Source organism: Chromobacterium sp. CCUG 76385, assembly GCF_059916625.1.
In genome coordinates, this window is sequence record NZ_JAUCGU010000023.1 from 40,453 (window position 1) to 57,757 (window position 17,305).

General features: G+C 60.2%; 15 protein-coding genes. 4 read left to right on the forward strand and 11 right to left on the reverse strand.

Annotated features, from left to right (window positions below):
- Positions 1 to 101 precede the first annotated feature (101 nt).
- A complete protein-coding gene (locus QUG01_RS14520) occupies positions 102 to 482 on the forward strand; it encodes a type IV pilus assembly protein FimV (protein ID WP_261174287.1) in 381 nt (126 codons plus the stop codon).
- 66 nt (positions 483 to 548) lie between these two features.
- Here the strand turns inward: QUG01_RS14520 and msbA are convergent, their stop codons facing one another.
- From msbA to QUG01_RS14535, 3 genes are read right to left on the reverse strand one after another with little or no spacing between them, the layout of a single operon-like run.
- On the reverse strand, positions 549 to 2,306 hold the full coding sequence (msbA, locus tag QUG01_RS14525; protein WP_500830757.1) for a lipid A export permease/ATP-binding protein MsbA: 1,758 nt from the start codon (positions 2,304 to 2,306) through the stop codon (positions 549 to 551).
- Entirely contained in the window at positions 2,303 to 3,412 is a 1,110-nt protein-coding gene (locus tag QUG01_RS14530; RefSeq protein ID WP_500830758.1) for a glycosyltransferase family 4 protein, read from the reverse strand. The genes msbA and QUG01_RS14530 overlap by 4 nt, the downstream gene beginning before the upstream one ends.
- Positions 3,413 to 3,423: 11 nt before the next feature.
- Positions 3,424 to 4,314 (reverse strand): hypothetical protein, encoded by an 891-nt coding sequence (locus QUG01_RS14535; RefSeq protein WP_500830759.1) that lies wholly within the window; start codon positions 4,312 to 4,314, stop codon positions 3,424 to 3,426.
- Positions 4,315 to 4,536: 222 nt separating this feature from the next.
- Here QUG01_RS14535 and rfaQ point away from each other — a divergent pair, with 222 nt between their 5' ends.
- A complete protein-coding gene (gene rfaQ, locus QUG01_RS14540) occupies positions 4,537 to 5,610 on the forward strand; it encodes a putative lipopolysaccharide heptosyltransferase III (protein ID WP_500830760.1) in 1,074 nt (357 codons plus the stop codon).
- Positions 5,611 to 5,613: 3 nt separating this feature from the next.
- The gene (locus QUG01_RS14545; RefSeq protein ID WP_500830761.1) at positions 5,614 to 6,705 is read left to right on the forward strand and encodes a glycosyltransferase; all 1,092 of its coding nucleotides are present in this window, start codon (positions 5,614 to 5,616) and stop codon (positions 6,703 to 6,705) included.
- Here QUG01_RS14545 and QUG01_RS14550 read toward each other — a convergent pair.
- From QUG01_RS14550 to cysG, 8 genes are all read right to left on the reverse strand, one after another.
- The gene (locus QUG01_RS14550) at positions 6,681 to 7,895 is read right to left on the reverse strand and encodes an O-antigen ligase family protein (protein ID WP_500830762.1); all 1,215 of its coding nucleotides are present in this window, start codon (positions 7,893 to 7,895) and stop codon (positions 6,681 to 6,683) included. The genes QUG01_RS14545 and QUG01_RS14550 overlap by 25 nt on opposite strands.
- Before the next feature lie 85 nt (positions 7,896 to 7,980).
- On the reverse strand, positions 7,981 to 8,952 hold the full coding sequence (locus tag QUG01_RS14555) for an NAD-dependent epimerase (RefSeq protein WP_500830763.1): 972 nt from the start codon (positions 8,950 to 8,952) through the stop codon (positions 7,981 to 7,983).
- Between the two features lie 48 nt (positions 8,953 to 9,000).
- Positions 9,001 to 9,939 carry a glycosyltransferase family 2 protein gene (locus tag QUG01_RS14560; protein ID WP_500830764.1) on the reverse strand — a complete coding sequence of 313 codons (939 nt, stop codon included), beginning with the start codon at positions 9,937 to 9,939 and terminating at the stop codon, positions 9,001 to 9,003.
- A gap of 12 nt (positions 9,940 to 9,951) precedes the next feature.
- On the reverse strand, positions 9,952 to 11,100 hold the full coding sequence (locus tag QUG01_RS14565; RefSeq protein ID WP_500830765.1) for a glycosyltransferase family 4 protein: 1,149 nt from the start codon (positions 11,098 to 11,100) through the stop codon (positions 9,952 to 9,954).
- A 37-nt stretch (positions 11,101 to 11,137) separates the two neighbouring features.
- Positions 11,138 to 12,877: a phosphoenolpyruvate--protein phosphotransferase gene (ptsP, locus tag QUG01_RS14570; RefSeq protein ID WP_500830766.1), complete on the reverse strand. Its 1,740-nt coding sequence runs from the start codon at positions 12,875 to 12,877 to the stop codon at positions 11,138 to 11,140.
- A 114-nt stretch (positions 12,878 to 12,991) separates the two neighbouring features.
- Positions 12,992 to 13,261 carry an HPr family phosphocarrier protein gene (locus QUG01_RS14575; protein WP_043629502.1) on the reverse strand — a complete coding sequence of 90 codons (270 nt, stop codon included), beginning with the start codon at positions 13,259 to 13,261 and terminating at the stop codon, positions 12,992 to 12,994.
- Complete coding sequence (locus QUG01_RS14580) at positions 13,248 to 13,655, reverse strand: PTS sugar transporter subunit IIA (RefSeq protein WP_043629499.1); 408 nt, start codon at positions 13,653 to 13,655, stop codon at positions 13,248 to 13,250. Before QUG01_RS14580 ends, QUG01_RS14575 begins: the two co-directional genes overlap by 14 nt.
- Before the next feature lie 93 nt (positions 13,656 to 13,748).
- A complete protein-coding gene (cysG, locus tag QUG01_RS14585) occupies positions 13,749 to 15,161 on the reverse strand; it encodes a siroheme synthase CysG (protein WP_500830767.1) in 1,413 nt (470 codons plus the stop codon).
- A 196-nt stretch (positions 15,162 to 15,357) separates the two neighbouring features.
- On the opposite strand from cysG, the gene QUG01_RS14590 reads away from it, so the two are divergent.
- A complete protein-coding gene (locus QUG01_RS14590; protein WP_500830768.1) occupies positions 15,358 to 17,298 on the forward strand; it encodes a sensor domain-containing diguanylate cyclase in 1,941 nt (646 codons plus the stop codon).
- Positions 17,299 to 17,305 lie beyond the last annotated feature (7 nt).

Genomic DNA, 17,305 nt, shown 5'->3' on the forward strand with positions numbered 1-17,305 from the left:
TGTCCGGGCGGCTACGGAATTATACGGATTGCGCGCCGCCCTCCTCATCAGAATAATCAACAGACTACATAAGATGTTGTACCACGAGGGGGAGAAACAAAATGGATGTCTTTTCGGCATTGGCCTGCAGCTTGGCCTTGATGCTCGTCTACTATACGCTGCGCCATTTCTGGCGCCGCCTTCGTTACGTCAAGCCCGCGCATCGCGGCATTGATCCAATAGGGGAGGCCGAAGTGTATCTGGCCTATGGCCGCACCCGGGAAGCCGTGCGCGTGCTCAAGGATTCGCTGCGCGACGACCCCAACAATCTCCACGCCAAGGTGACCCTGCTGCGCGCCTACTCCAGCGCCCGCGACAGCGAAGCCTACGTGATGCTGGCGCGCGACGTGCAGGCGCAAGTGCAAGGCCAGCCGGTGTGGCGCACCATCCAGGAAAACGGCCGCGAACTGGCGCCGCAGGAACCGTTGTTCGCCAAGATGTGACCTTGGCGGCTTGCCAAGCCAAAGGGCCGCAGACGCGGCCCTTTGGCATTTCACGCGCTTCTCGCGCTACTCGGGCTGCGGCTCGCTGAACTGCAGGCTGTACAGCTTGGCATACAAACCGCCCTTGGCCAGCAGCTCGTCATGGCGGCCCTGCTCGGCCAGCCTGCCCTGATGCATCACGACGATGCGATCGGCGTTCTCAATGGTGGACAGCCGGTGGGCGATGACGATGGTGGTGCGGTTCTGCATCAGATTTTCCAAGGCCGCCTGCACCAGCCGTTCCGACTGGGTATCCAAGGCCGAAGTCGCCTCGTCCAGGATCAACAGCGGCGCATTCTTCAGCAAGGCGCGGGCAATCGCCAGCCGCTGGCGCTGGCCGCCTGACAGACGGGTGCCGTTCTCGCCGATGAGGGTATCCAGGCCCTCCGGCAAGGCTTCGATGAACTCCAGGGCATTGGCGGCGCGCGCGGCCTCGATGATAGATTCGCGCGAAGCATCCTCTTTGCCATATGCGATATTGGCCGCCACGGTATCGTTGAACAGCTCCACTTGCTGGCTGACCAAAGCAATATGCTCGCGCAGCTGCCGCAGTGGAATGTCGGTCAGCGCCACCCCATCCAGCAGCAAGCGGCCGTCAGACGGCTCGTAGAAACGCGGCACCAAACTCGCCAGCGTGGTTTTGCCGCTGCCGGACGCGCCGACTAGCGCCACCGTTTCGCCCGGCTGAATCGCCAGGTCGATGCCATATAGCGCCGGACTATCGGCATTGGCGTAAGTGAAATTGACCGCATCGAAACTCAGCTGGCCGCGAATCACAGGCAAGGCATGGGAGCCGTGGTCCGGCTCGCCCGGCTCATCGATGAAGGCGAACACCGACTCCGCCGCCGCCAGGCCGCGCTGCAGCGCCTGCGATACGCTGGAAATCCGCTTGACCGGGGCGAACAGGCCCAGCATGGCCGTCAGGAACACCATGAAATCCCCGGCTGTCAGGGCGCCATGCTGAGCGCGCAAGCCCGCGAAATATAAAATTGCCGCCAAGGCACAGGCGATCATCAATTGAGTGACGCCAGTATTGGCCGCGCTAGCCGCGCTTTGCTTGACCTGATTGCGCCGCACCGATTCCGCGGTATGGTCGAAGCGCGCCATCTCGCGCGCATCGCCGCCGTATACTTTGATGGCGCGCTGGCATTGAATGCTCTCCGCCAATACCTGGGTCATCTGCGCCATATGCTGCTGATTCTGACGCGCCAAGCCGCGCAAACGCTGCCCAACCAAACGCATGCAATACGTTACCCCAGGCAGCACCACCAGACAGATCAGCGTCAGTTGCCAGTCGGTGGTCAGCATCAAGCCCAGCATGGCCAGCGCGGTCACACCATCGCGCACCGTGACGGTAATCACGTTGAAACCGGCCTCAGTCACCTGATTGACATCATTGGTGATGCGGGACATCAGCCGCCCGGTCTGGTTCTCGTCATAATAATGCGCCGGCAGGCGCACCAGCTTGGCGAACATCTGCTGCCGCAAGGTTTGCACCAGATGGCCGGTCAGCCAACTTGCGGTGTACTCATTGACGAAGCCGGCCACGCCGCGTAGCAGGTAGATGCCGATAATCGCCAGCGGCACCCACATGATCACATGTGGATCCTTGTTGACGAAACCGCCATCGATCAGCGGCTTGAGCAGCTTGGCGACAGCAGGCTCGGTCAACGCCGCCACCGTCATCGACAACATCGACAACAGCAGGATTTTCCAATAGCCCAGCAGATAACCCAACAGTCGGCGGTAGATAGCCCAACTGTCCTTAAAACCATGTTTCGTCATGTCTGTCCCTGCGACGGAGACGACAGCCCCGCCAATTCCAATATGCTTTGCAAATTATGTTCCGGCGCGAAACGGGCCCGCACGTCGGTCCGGCCGGCTTGCGCCATCCGCCGCATCCGCTCCGGATCGCTCAAGGCCTGATCCAGCGCGCGTGCCCAGGCATCGATATCGCCCGGCGCCACCAGCAAACCCGTCTCGCCATCCCGCACCGTTTCCGGAATGCCGCCGGTACGGCTGACGACCACCGGCACGCCCAAGCCCAGAGCCTCGATTTGAGACATGCCCAAGGGCTCGTAACTGGAGGGCATCACCACCAGATCAGCGCGCGCCAGCAAGGCCGCAACCGGGCTGACCATACCCGCCAACAATACCCTGGATTGCAGACCCAGCCGCTCGATTTCCGCGACGATACGCTCACGCTCGCCGCCTTCGCCAGCGATCACATAACGCACATTGGGCCAGCGCTCACGCAAGGCATGCAAAGCGGCAAGCAGGGTCATATGCCCCTTCTCGCCACGCAGCATGGCCGCATGCGCCAGCACCGGCCCCTGTCCGGCAGCCAGCCAAGCCTCCACCGCTTTTGGCAAAGGCTTAGCCATGCTTTCATCCAGCTCGGCGAAGTCGATGCCGGGGTAGACCACATGAAGCTTCTCAGGGCGGATAGCCGGATTCCGCAACATGGACTGGCGCAAGCAGTCGCTTGGCAACATCGTCGCATCCACCATCCGGTTATAGGTCCAAGCCGAGGGAGGGCCGGACAGGTAGGTTTTCGAGCGCAACAAAAAGGGCCGCTTACACAACATTCTAGCCGCCAAGGCTAGGTTATTGCTGTCGTGGCCACTGTGGCAGATTGCCAAAACGGGGCGATTGACACGCATCCAACGCCATAACGCCGCTATCGTTGGCGGATGCGCGCTATTGCGAAATTTCAACGGCAATAGCGGCAAACCCTTGCTTCGAGCCACCGTTTCCACATTGGAGCCCTGGCGACAAGCCAAGATCGTGCGGTAACCGATCTCCTCCAGGCAGGCCATCTGCTGCATCAACTGCAGCTCCTGGCCGCCGACATTGGGAGAAGACTCGGTAAATAAAATATATTCCGCCATGCAAATGTCCGTTAATTTTCTGGCGGACACAATTCAGCCCATGGTTTGCCTTCCGCCAGCGCCGCCGCAATGTGCTGGCAGAGTTCGAACTGCGATTCGAATCCGTTGTTGTAGCTGATGCTGCCGATGTGGTACCAGCAATCGTCCACCACCTGGATGCGAAACGGGTGGCCGCTGACCGGGTCGGTCACCTCACGTATCCTATGCCTAGCCATGCGCAAACGGTCCGCATCCAACTCTATATATACAGGGCGCCAGTTACGCCCGCCGGTATCGAGCCCGTTGGCAAAGTCGTACAGGAAATTCAGCTTGCGCTGCTCTACAAAATCGAAGCGGAATGCGCAATACCCTGCCCATAGATGCCAGCCCCAATCGCTGTGGTTGGGCAGCCCGTATACCGGCTGGTCCACCAGCTCCACCAGCCGTTTGTTCGGCGCGACAGGAATCATGTCGTGATCGATGAAGGCAAAACTGGTCGGTTGCGCTGGACGCACGATATTGTGATAGATCCAGCTCATCGCAAAGCCATGAGAACGATTGACATGTCTCGTAGGATTGGCTGGAAGCGCCAGATAAGGCACCCGCCTAGCCTGACAAAGCGCCGCTATCTGGCGCCGCATCTCAGGCCGGCGGGAATTGTCAAATACCACCATGTGACTATCTGGTATATTTTCCCGCGCCAGCTCCAGCTGCCAGTTAAGCGCCCAAGGTTGTTCAAACGCGACAACCAGCCCAAGATGGCCGCCATGCTGCCGCAAGTGATCAATCAGGACTTCCTGCCCCTCGGCCCGCTGGGAAAGATACAGGGTTTGCCAGACATCATTCCGCCATTGCTTAAGCGCATCTTGGCATGGCGTGAGCTTCAGCCAATCATTCCAAGCATATTCCCCTAGCTCACGCATCAGGCAGCCCCTCTTCCAACTTCATTGTATCCATGTCGCCAGCCAAACCCGTCGAGCCGCCTGTCGTCAGCAAAGGGCCAATGATCTCAGCAATAACCATCAGCAGCAAGCCTCCTCATGACTTCGTCCATGTCGTATATAATCAGCAGGAAAATGCCGCATGGCCAACACCTACCGTTCGCCGGAATCTCCGCCGCACACTGGACGAAAACCCACCATTGTATGCCCCAAACCGAAGCTCCTGACCGCATTCTGCTGATCAAGCTCCGCCATCATGGCGATATTCTGTTGACCACTCCCGTGGCGAGGACCCTCAAGTCGCGCTACCCGCGCTGTGAAGTCGACTTGCTGGTTTATCAGGAAACGCTGCCGCTTCTCCTGAACAATCCAGACATCTCCCGGGTCTGGACGCTGGACCGCAAGCTGCATGGTTGGCGCAAGGCCCTCGCCCAACTGGCTTTGCTGCGCGAGCTGAGACAAAGACGCTATCAAATCGTGCTGCATCTGAGCGACCAGATGCAGGGCGCTTTCTTTGCCAAACTACTGGCCAGCGAACAAGCGATAGGCTTTGACTACCCAAAGCGGCGGAAAAGCCCTTGGCGACGGTTTTTTACCGCCTTGGCCCCCCTCGCCCCAAGCAATACCCTGCACACGGTGAGCCAAAATCTGCTGGCGCTGCAACCGCTCGGCATCACCCCAACAGAAAACGAGCAACGTTGCGTCCTGCCGGTGCCAGAACCGTCTCGCAATGAAGTGCGCGCTCTGCTTCGCGAGCGTGGGGTCACAGGAAACTATCTGGTCATCCATCCAGCATCACGCTGGTTTTTCAAATGCTGGGAAGATGATCGATTTGCCCAATTGGCAAACACCCTGGCGGATGATGGCTGGCACATTGTCCTTACCACTGCCCCCGATCAGAATGAAATGGATATGGCCGCCTCCATCATGGCCTTAACCCATTCGGATCGAATCATCTCGCTCGCCGGCATGCTCAGCCTGAATCAGTTGGCCGCCGTGATCGATGGCGCCAGGCTATTCATTGGGGTGGATTCCGTACCGATGCACATGGCGGCCGCGCTGAACAAAGATACCGTTGCGCTGTTCGGCCCCAGCAAAATCCAGGAGTGGCACCCATGGATGACTCGTTATCGCCTGATCAGCGCGGCCGACTACGGCGAGTTGATTGAACCCGACCAAGTCGATACCTCTACCCGCCAACGCTATCTGGCGAATATCCCGCTGGCGCCAGTCCTGGATGCTTGCAGAGCATTGCTCGCAGAAACCAGGCAGGAATGAATCATGAAAAAAACCATCTTGTTCATCATCGATGGCCTGCCCGGAGGCGGAGCCGAACGCGTAGTCATTACCTTGGCCGGCGCCATGGCGGCGCGCGGCCACGATGTCACCATCGCCTCGCTGCAAGCGCAATGCGACTATGCGATTCCCGCAGGGGTCCGCTACTTGCTTGTAGAGGATGGTTATAGCGGCCCATTGCGGCGACAAACGGAAATCCGCCGTCGCGCCAGACAGCTCGACGCAGCGCTCAGAAAACACTTCGCCGGCAGACATGTCGATTTGGCCATTTCCAACTTGCCGAAAACCGACAGAATCGTCGCGGCCACCCCCTATCTGCAACAGGCTTGGCTATGCCTGCACTGCGCGCTTCAGGCCGGGCAATTGGCGGAGCGATCTGGCTTGCGGCGCTGGCTGAAAAAGCGACAACTGATCCGCACCTACTCCGGGCGCAAGCTGATCACGGTCTGCCAAGCGTTGCAACAGGACGTGCTGGCCTGCGGCATCCAGCCACAACGCATGGAAGCCATTTACAATCCTTTCGACCTGGACCGGATTCGCCAATATGCCAGCGCTCCTTGCCCGCTAGATGGCGAACGCTTTCTGCTTCACGTTGGGCGCTTCAATCACCAGAAAAGACATGATCGTCTGCTGGAGGCCTTCAAACTCAGCGCATACCCCGGCAAATTGGTTTTGCTGGGACAGGGTGGCCAGAGGGAACGGCAGGAGATACAAAACCGAGCCAAAGCGCTAGGGATTGCGCATCAGCTCCATATCGCCGGCTTCAGCGACAATCCCTATTCTTATATGCGCGCCGCCCAGGCACTGGTGCTGAGCTCCGACTTCGAAGGCTTTGGCAATGTGCTGGTAGAAGCGCTCGCCTGCAACACTCCCGTCATCAGCACCAACTGCCCGGTTGGACCCGCGGAAATCCTGACTGGCGCGCTGGCTCAGGGACTCAGCGCATTGGACAGTCAATCGTTGGCCAATGCGATCCAGCGCGTGTTAAACAATCCGGCGCTGGCCGAAGACAGCCTGCTTGAGCCATTCTCATTAAATAGCGTGGTCGACCGCTATTTAAGCTTGTGCGGCCAATGAGATTGGCTGTTTTTCGGCACATCGACCATATTTGACAAATAAAGGCCCAAGGCGGCGAACATCATGCTGAACATGACGATCTGCGGACTCAGCAACATGACGTCGCTCAAGCCGAACAAAAACCAGAAGCCGATATAAAGCAGCATGAAGCGGCCGGCGAATCCGCCGCGCCAATATCCAAACCAGGCCCATCCCATCAATACCGCCAACCAGGATAGCGCGCCAGGGACGCCTTGCAAGGACAGGATTTCCAGCCATTCATTGTGAAGATGAACATTCCGCATCACCAGTGCGGCCTGATTCAGACTCCCCTCTTTCACCAATTTATTGAATAACTGATCGCGAGACTCAATGCTCTGCCCCCATGGATGGGCCGACACCGCGCGCCAACCGCCGTCCCATAGTGAAAAGCGAATGCCTAGAGAGGTCCCGGCATTGCCTTGCTGGTATGCCTGCAGATCCGCTCTGGCCTCCTGAATCCGCCCCTCCAGCATGCCTCTGCCCAACCAGGAAACAGACAGCAGTACGAGCACGGCAAACACATATACCTTCCAACCATAGCGTCGACCTAGCCGCCAATGGAAGAGACCGCCGATATACAGGAGATAAACCAGCATCGCGGCGCGGGTGCCGGTTGCGATAATCGACAGCAATTGCAGCCCGACCAGCAATAAAATCGCCAGCCAATGCCACGATCGCATGCGCAAGGGATACAGCAACAGCAAAGCAAAAACATGCATGGAGGCCAACAGATAGGCAAATCCTGTGGCATACAACGTCCCCAAAGCGACGCGTCCTCCGTGAGCCTCATGCCAGGCTTGCAAGGTCATTCCGCACAGCAGCACGGATATGACGACCGCCACCGCTGGCATCAGCCATACTGGAATCACTATTCTTTGGTTACGGCACAGCATGAGCAACCAGAGGGGAATCCCGCACAACCAGATCTTCACCGAATACTGATAAGAATAGGCTACCTGTTGCAACGCGGGGTCCAACGGGGGCGTCTGCAACGCCAGCCACAATCCACGCAGCAACACAAGAATCAAACAAGACGCCAGCATCAGCCATGTCCAGCGATCCGGCATAACTAACGCGCGCCGAACAGCGAGCACCGGCAAAGCCAAAAACGCCAAGGCGGCAATAATGTAAAAAAGCGTCCGCCCCGATGCCGGCATCACCAACATCATGCAACAACCCAGCATCAGGATTAACGGGATGATAGCCTGCAAACCATGGAAAACGTGTCTGGTCAAAGCGCGCACAGCACCACCATCACATGCCATGATAGCTTCGGAACCACTCGACAAAACGCGCCATGCCGCTGTCCAGCGAAGTAGATGGAGTAAAGCCCACCGCCTGCCGCAATCGGCTGGTCTCTGCATAAGTGACGGGCACATCTCCGTCCTGCATCGGCAAGTAAGTCTTCACGCCCCCCCGCCCGCACAAGCGCTCTGTCAGCTCAATGAAGGCCATCAGCTCAACCGGCTGATGGTTGCCGATATTGTAAATGGTATGCGGCAATTCCCCTGTCGGCACATGCTCCATCACCCGAACCACGCCTTCGACGATATCGTCGATATAGGTAAAGTCTCTTTTCATTTTCCCATGGTTAAATACTTTGATCGGCCGCCCCTGCAAAATGGCATCGGTAAACAGCCAAGGCGCCATGTCTGGCCTGCCCCATGGTCCGTAAACAGTGAAAAAACGCAGACTCGTCGTCGGCAAATCATATAAATGGGAATAGCTGGCCGCCATCAGTTCATTGGCGCGTTTGGTGGCCGCATAAAAACTGACTGGATGGTCCGCTCGTTGATCTTCGGAGAACGGCACCGACGAACCGCAGCCATACACGCTGGAGGATCCGGCAAAAACCAGATGCCTCACTGGATAATGGCGACAGGCCTCCAGCACATTGGTAAAACCTAGTAGATTACTCTCCGCGTACGCATGGGGGTTTTGCAAGGAATAGCGCACGCCAGCCTGGGCAGCCAAATGAACCACATAATCGAATTTCTCGGTCTGAAAAAGCTGCCGCATGGCAGGCCAGTCCGCGATATCCATCTTGTGAAAAGCGAAGCCGGCACGGCCCTGCAAGGTTGCCAATCTGGCATGTTTGAGTTCGACTGCATAATAATCATTGAGATTGTCGATCCCAACGACCTGAACATCTGTCTGTGCCAACAATTTATCGCACACCGCCCGGCCGATAAAGCCAGCCGCGCCCGTCACCAAAACCTTAATCATGGAAATATCCTGTAAAATCAATTCATACGCAGAAGTCTGCCGCTCCTGTCATTTTAGTCCAAGCCGAAGCAAGCCTAGCCTGACTCGTAAAAAGCGCCACTTCGACTTCCAGCTTGCATTAGACGAGCAAAGGTAGCTGGGCAATGGAATGGATAGCAATTTATCGATAACATCAGTCCGTTCTCGTAAAAACGCCTTGCCAGCAGTATTCCGGAGAAGCTCCTTAGCAAAACCTATCCAGAAATGAGCGGTTTGCAAACGAGAGACTTGGCCGTAAAAAGCATCCTCAATATTCAACAAGGCTTGGCAATATTCAGATATATATCGCCATTCTGCTCCGCGATCCGACAAGCTGCCCGGCCGCTTGTAGTAGGCATAGAACCGAGTGTCACTCCATAAAATGCGCTGGGCGTCTCGAATCCAGTATGGTGTGGTGGCCATGTCTTCATAGCAAGACATGGCGGCAGGGAGATGATTCAGTAGAATATTCCTGCGCACGCATTTGCCAATGAAATGCCCCTGCAACGCCTGGTGCTCGCAAAATTTTCCGCACGCTTGGCGTAATGACAAGGGCTCCACATCCACAGATGCCAATGGCTCCACCCCATCGTAAGGGACGCGGATCTCGAGAAGCGGCGTCATGAGCAGATCCGGGTCATGCTGCCGTAGCGTCTGCACCAACCAGGATAGGCCGCCTTTGAAAAAGGCGTCATCGCTATCCAGAAACGTGACAAAGCTGCCGGTGGCAAGCTCCACACCCGCTCGCCTCGCCTGTCCGACATTGGCAAAATCAACCGAAAGCGTACGCAACCATGAATGGGTGGAAGAAAACGCGGACAGGATGCTTGCGGTGGCATCGGTAGACGCATCGTCAATGGCGATGACCTCAACCTGCTCGACACCCGCCATCTCGCCTGCCAACAGAATTAGGGTCTGCTCCAGGAACGCTGCCGCGTTATGCGCAGGCATAATGACACTCAATAACATCACTTCTCCAGCTTACCGGGCAGCTTTAGCTGAAATTGACAGTAATTGTCGATAACAGTTCAGCATTTGATCAGCCATCGCTTCCAGACTCAGCCGACTCACGCTCTCTCTGGCCGCTGCCGACAAGTCCGGCTCGCGCTCACGGCCGCTCAGCCAAGCACCGACAATATCAGACAAAGCGCGATGATCTAACGCATCACACACCCAACCATTGACACCAGGCTGGATGAACTCTGCCGCGCCGCACTGCAGGGTGGTCAGAACCGGCAAACCACAGGCCAATGCCTCAACGCAGACATTAGGAAACGGGTCATACAAAGTAGGAAGAATGAACGCATCGGCCATGCCATAAAACGGCTTGACGTCTTGTTGCGGGCCGGCAAAGACCACCCTGTCGGACACGCCCAGCTCCTTTGCCATCGCCTGATAGCGAGACAGCCGCTTGTCCCCCCCCACCACCATCAGCCAGGCTTGAGGATTGTCCCGTATTGCCCGCACGGCACGCGCCACCCCTTTGCGCTCAAAGCCGGACCCTACATACACCAATAGCGGGGCAGCCTCGGGGATAGACCAGCGCTCCCGCATGGTCTGGCGGTACTGTGTCTTGAGATCAGGGTGATAAGTCTTTAGATCCACCCCATTGTAGATAACGGTGATTTTGCTGGCAGGCAGATCGAAATAATGCTGAATCTCCCGCTTGATCATTTCAGAGTTGCAAATAACCAGCTTAAGCCTCGGATGCGTGAACATCGCGGCCTCGGCGCGCATGATGTAATGATGATAGGGATTGCACCACAAAGCGAGCCGCTGCCAGATGCTCATCCCCTGGCGACGCAAATGCAACCAATGGCGGTGTACACCATCACCGGCTCGATAAATATCGCAGCCGGGAATACGCTCATGCGATTGCACCAGATCGAAGCGCTCACGCTGCCAGATCCGCCTGGCATGGCGCGCGAAGCTCCAGTCTCGCCACACATTCCCCAGATAAGTGGATTGCACCGGATGCACTTCAATCCCGTCGACGGCCTCCCAGCCGCGAGCGATCAACGACACCTGAACCATTCCGCTATCCCGCAATGCGCCTAATGCCCTGCTGACAAAACGCTCGGCGCCTCCGGCTGGATTGTATTTCTGACGGACAATGGCAAGACGTGTCATGCTAAGCGAACCCTATCACAGCAACTAAAAAGCCGGGTCATTCGCCCGGCTCTGCATTCAGCAGTTGCAACAAATCGGCTATTTTATCAGGATCTTCCGATCTGAGCATGCGCGCCGCAATCGGCGCGATTTCGTCCAGATGGCTGTTCAGCACCTGCTGCTTCACCGACAACAGATTGGCCGGATGCATCGAGAACTTGCGCAGCCCCATGCCCAGCAGCAGCCGGGTCAGCTTGGCGTCGCCGGCCATCTCGCCGCATACCGAGACTGGCACATTGGCCTTGATGCCGCACTTGATGGTATGCAGGATCAGCTTCAGCACTGCCGGATGCACCGGGTCGTACAGGTGGCTGACCGTGTCGTCGTTGCGATCGATCGCCAGCGTGTACTGAATCAGGTCGTTGGTGCCGATGGACAGGAAATCAACGTGCTTGGTGAAGCTGCCGGCCACCAGCGCGGCCGACGGGATCTCGATCATCGCGCCCACTTCGATGTCATCTGCGTAGCCTATGCCCTCGTCGCGCAATTCCTCCTTGGCGTATTCGAACTGCGCCAAGGCCTGCTTCAGTTCCGGCAGGGAGTTCACCATCGGGAACAGCACGCGTATCCTGCCGTGCACCGAGGCGCGCAGCAAGGCGCGCAGCTGGGCGCGGAACATCAGCGGCTCGGCCAGGCACAGCCGGATGCCGGTCAGGCCCAGCGCCGGATTGTCGGCCTGGTCGTGGGTCAGCCATTTCGGGCTCTTGTCAGCGCCCAGATCCATGGTGCGAATCGTGACCGGCATGCCCTTCATCGCCGCCGCCACATGGCGGTAGGCTTCGAACTGCTCGTCCTCGGTCGGCAGGGTGTCGCGGCCCAGGAACAGGAATTCGCTGCGGAACAGGCCAATGCCGACCGCGCCGGACTCGCGCACGTCGTCCACGTCCTGCGGCCGCTCGATATTGGCCAGCAGTTCGATCACCGCGCCGTCGCGGGTGACGGCGCTGGACTTGCGGATCGAAGACAGCTTGCGCCGCGCGCCGCGCCAGGCGCGCAAACGGCGGCGGTATTCGGCCAGCACCAGCGCGTCCGGATTGATGATCACCACGCCCTGCTGGCCGTCGACGATGATCATCTCGTCCTGGCGGATCAGCTCGCGGCCGTGATGCAAGGCGATCACCGACGGCAGATCCAGGCTGCGGCCCAGAATGGCGGTATGCGAGGTGGCGCCGCCGACATCGGTGATGAAGGCGGCGAAGTTGGAATCCTTGAAATACACCATGTCGGCCGGCGACAGGTCATGCGCCACCAGGATGTGGTCTTCCACCAGATCTTCCGGCGCCGGCAACTGCGGCGCGTCGCCGTCCAGATTGGTGAAAATGCGCTCGACCACCTGCAGCACGTCGTTCTTGCGCTCGCGCAGGTAGTCTTCCTCGATCGCGTCGAACTGCTCGATCAGGTGGTCGCACTGCAGCTTCAACGCCCATTCGGCGTTGCAGCGCTGTTTCTCTATGATCTCGCGCGGCTCGCGCGAGATGGTGACATCGCCCAGCAACATGATGTGCAGCGACAGGAAAGCGCCCAGCTCCGCCGGCGCGTTCTCCGGGATGCTGCCCCACAGCATCTCCAGCTCCTTGCGGGTGGCCCGCACCGCCTCGTCAAAACGCAGTTTTTCCGCCGGGACCTCGTCGTCCTCCAGCAGATAGTGCGCCACATCGTCCATGCTGCGCGATATCAGGTGGGCCCGGCCGATGGCGATGCCCCCGCCAATGGCCACCCCGTGCAGGATGATGCTCATTGCCCCTCCCCAGGCGGGCCGTGTTTTTGTCGCTATGCCCGCCATGACCTCCGCCGCATATTGCGGCGACTCCCTGAAAGGCCGGGGAAAAGCCGGCCCCCGCCCGCTCGCGCCTTATTCCGCCTCGTCGAAGCGGTTGTTGATCAGCGCGATCAGCGCTTCCAGCGCCTGTTGCTCATCCTCGCCGCTGACCTCCAGCTCCACCTTGGCGCCCTTGGCCGCCGCCAGCATCATGACGCCCATGATGCTCTTGCCGTTGACGCGGCGGCTGTTGCGGGCGATGAAGATATCGCTCTTGTAACGACTGGCCAGCTGGGTGAACTTGCTGGACGCGCGCGCGTGCAGTCCCAGCTTGTTGATGATTTCCACTTCAGATCGCAGCATTTCCTTCCCCCGGAATAATGTAAAGCACGCCTTCCAGCCCGCCGGTGATCGCCTTGCTGACAACGATCTCCAGCGGCTGGCTGCTATAGCACAACGCCCGCACCAGCATAGGCAGGTTGACGCCCGCCACCGCCTCCACGCGGCCAGGCCGGATCAGCCTACTAGCGATATTGGAGGGCGTGCCGCCGTACATATCGGTCAGCACCACCACGCCATCGCCCTGCTCCAGCCCGTCCACCAGGCCTTGCGCCTCGCCCAGCTTGCGTTCCGGGTCTTCCGTCTTGTCCACGGTCATGACCGCCAGGTTTTCCGGCTCCCGGCCCAGAATGTGTCTGGCGCAATCCGCCAGGCACCGTCCCAGGTCTCCATGTGCAATTATCAGAACACCTACCATGCCTGAGTCTTCGAGTTGGTGCGGCCGGACCAGCCCGCCGCGTTGATAAGCAAAGCTCGAACTCGCGCGGGCCAGGCCCGCGCATCCGCGAGATCAATCTTCCTGAATTGTAACAGCTGAATTCTCGCTGCGGCGGTACCAGGCCAGCTTGTCCGCCAATTCCACCACTTCGCCCACGATGATCAAGGCCGGCGACGCGATGCCGTGCGAGGCCATCAGACCGGGCAAAGTCGATAAAGTGCCGCACACCGTGCGCTGTCTTTCCGTAGTGGCCCATTCCACCGCCGCCGCCGGCGTCTGCGCGCCGCGGCCATGCGCAATGAAAGCCTGGCACAACTCCGCCGCAGTCGAGACCCCCATATACACCACCACGGTTTGCTGCGGCCGGGTCAGCGCGGGCCAATCCAGCTGTATGGTGCCGTCTTGCTTGTGCCCGGTAACGAAGGTGACAGACTGCGCGTAGTCGCGGTGCGTCAGCGGAATGCCGGCGTAAGCCGCCGCACCGCTGGCCGAGGTGATGCCGGGCACCACTTCGAACGGAACGCCCTGCTCCGCCAGCGTGGCGATTTCCTCGCCGCCGCGGCCGAAGGTGAACGGATCGCCGCCCTTCAGCCGCAACACTCTTTTACCCTGCTTGGCCAGGGTCACCATCAACTGGTTGATGTCATCCTGCGGCAGGGCATGATTGGCGCGCGCCTTGCCCACGTAGACGCGCTCAGCGTCGCGCCGTACCAGGTTCAACAGTTCCGGCGCCACCAGTTTGTCGTACAGCACCACGTCGGCCTGCTGCATCAGCCGCAGCGCGCGGAAGGTCAGCAAGTCCGGATTGCCCGGCCCGGCGCCCACCAGATAGACCGCGCCGGCCCGATCCACGCCTCCAGCCGCGATGCGCCGCTCCATTTCCGCGCGCGCCGCCGCCTCGTCGCCGTTCATCACCGATTCCGCCAGCGGTCCTTCCAGCACCGTTTCCCAGAAGCGGCGGCGGGCGTCGACGTCGGGGAAACGCGCCTTGACCGCGTCGCGGAACGAGGCGCCGAAACGCGCCAGCCGGCCGTAACCGGCCGGGATCAGGCTTTCCAGCCGCGCGCGGATAGCGCGCGCCAGCACCGGCACGCTGCCGCCGCTGGCTACCGCCACCATCAGCGGCGAGCGGTCTATGATGGCCGGGCTGATGTAGCGCGAAGCATCGGGATCATCCACCACATTCACCAGGATGCCGCGCGCCTCGGCGTCGGTCGCTACCTGATGGTTGACGGCCCGGTCATCGGTGGCGACCACCACCAGACGCTGGCCGTCCAGCTGCTCCGCGGCATAGCGCGCCGCCAGATGCGTCAGCTCGCCCTCGCTGGCCAGCTGCGCCAGTTCCGGCGCCAGCTCCGGCGCCACCACTTGCAGCCGGGCGCCGGCCGCCAGCAGCAGGCGCGCCTTGCGCAAGGCGACCTCCCCGCCGCCCACCACTAAGCAGGGCTGCTGCCGCAGTTTCAGAAAGATCGGAAAGAATTCCATTTCACGCTCCACGCCCGGTAGACTCACCACCAAGTCCAGACCGGTCTTGCGCCATATAGGCGCCGCAATTGTATGCGTTCAAGCATACTGCATTTGTTGCGTAAATACGACGCTAGCCAAGCGGGATGAGCGGCCCGTCAGGGGCAAGCGGCCGGTCGGTGTCAAAATTCACGTTTCGCTTTTCCGGATGGTTCAGTTGCAAAGCCGTTTGATTCTCTTCCTGAGCCGAGCCGGCCTGGCCTTGCCTTGGTGCGGGCCATTGCCCGCGGGGGCCGCCTCCGCCACGTCCAGCGGCTTCGCCGGAACCGGCTGGCTGCTGGCCGCCATCGCCACCGGCTTGTGGCTGTACGGCCTGATGCGGCAGCGCCGCGCGCGCGGCACGCTGCAGGACGCCTGCCTGGGCTTGCTGGAGTTCCATCTGCCACGCCAGCATGTGCGCAGCCGGGCGCAATCGCTGCAGCGGCTGCTGGGCATGCCCGCCCATACCCGGGACATGGATTTTGGCCGCTGGCTGAGCCTGCTGCATCCGGAGGACCGCCCGCGCTTCGCCCAACTGCTGGCCACGCCGCCGCAAGCGCCGGAAGCCAATTACGAGGTGCGCATCCGCCATCACAGCGGACATTGGGAATGGCTGGAGATCACCTGGCGCCCCGGCTGGCGCGGCGGCCGCGTGCAGAAGCTGACCGCCTTGTGCCGCGTCGCGACCGCGCGCAAGCACCATGAAGCGGCGATGATGCGCCGCGAGCAGCAATTCCGCACCCTGGTGGACAATTCCGAGGACATCGTCGCCCGCTATGATCTGGAACTGCGCTGCCTGTTCATCAACCGCAGCGTCAGCCGCTATTTCCCGCTGCCGCAGGAAGAGCACCTGGGCAAGACGCCGCGCGAAAAAGGCTGGAACGAAGACGCCAGCAGCCGCTTCGAACACGAGTGCCGCCAACTGATCAACACCTGGGAAGCGCGCAATTTCGAGCTGGAGCTGAACAACGGCCCCCACCGCCATATCTTCGAAATCCGCCTGTTTCCGGAGTTTGACAGCGCCGGCATGCTGAAAACCATCCTATCCGTGGACCGCGAAGTCACGTCCAGCCGCCAGGGCGAAAAACTGCTGGCCGAGGAAAACGCCGTGCTGGAAATGATCGCCGGCAACCACCCGCTGCCGCAGACGCTGAACCAGATCTGCCAGATGATGGAGTCGCAGCAACCCAATGGCATGTGCAGCATCATGTTGCTGGACGATGATGGCCAGTCGCTGCGCTTCGCCGCCGGGCTCAGCCTGCCCGCCGCCTACCGCAAGCTGATAGACCGCGTCGAGATCGGCCCCAGCGTCGGCTCCTGCGGCACCTCCGCGCACTGGAAACGCACCATCGTGGTGGACGACATCTTCAACAGCCCGCTGTGGCAACACGCGCAGGATAAGGTGCGCCCATTCGACCTGCGCGCTTGCTGGTCCACGCCGATTTTCTCCAGCGACCGCCGCCTGCTCGGCACCTTCGCCACCTATTACCGCGAACCGCGCAGCCCCACGCCGGAAGAACTGGCGCTGGCCCATCGCAGCACCCACATCATCGCCATCGCGCTGCAGCGCCACGGCCATGAGAAACAGCTGTTCCGGCTGGCCACCCAGGACAGCCTGACCGAACTGAACAACCGCCGCCAGTTCATCGAGCTGGCCGACCGCGAGCTGGAGCGTTGCCGGCGCCACCAGGGTCCGCTGACGGTGATGATGATGGACCTCGATCATTTCAAGCAGATCAACGACCACCACGGCCACGCCGTGGGCGACGTGGTGATCCGCCACTTCGCCGACCTGTGCCGGGAGACCCTGCGCGCCTGCGACTTGTGCGGCCGGCTGGGCGGCGAGGAGTTCGCGGCGCTGCTGCCGGACACAGGCATCGACGACGCGCGGCTGGTGGCGGAACGGCTGCGCGCGGCCGTGGCGGCGGCCAGGCTGCCGGCAGACGGCGGCACGCTGTCCTTCACCGTCAGCATAGGCGTGGCGCAGCGGCTGCCGGACGAGAACGATATCGACGAGGTGCTCAGCCGCGCCGACAAACTGCTGTACCAGGCCAAGCGCGAGGGACGCAACCGCGTCTTTGCCGACGGCGCTGCGCCGCCTGAGTCGGTTTCCGGCTAAAATGGCG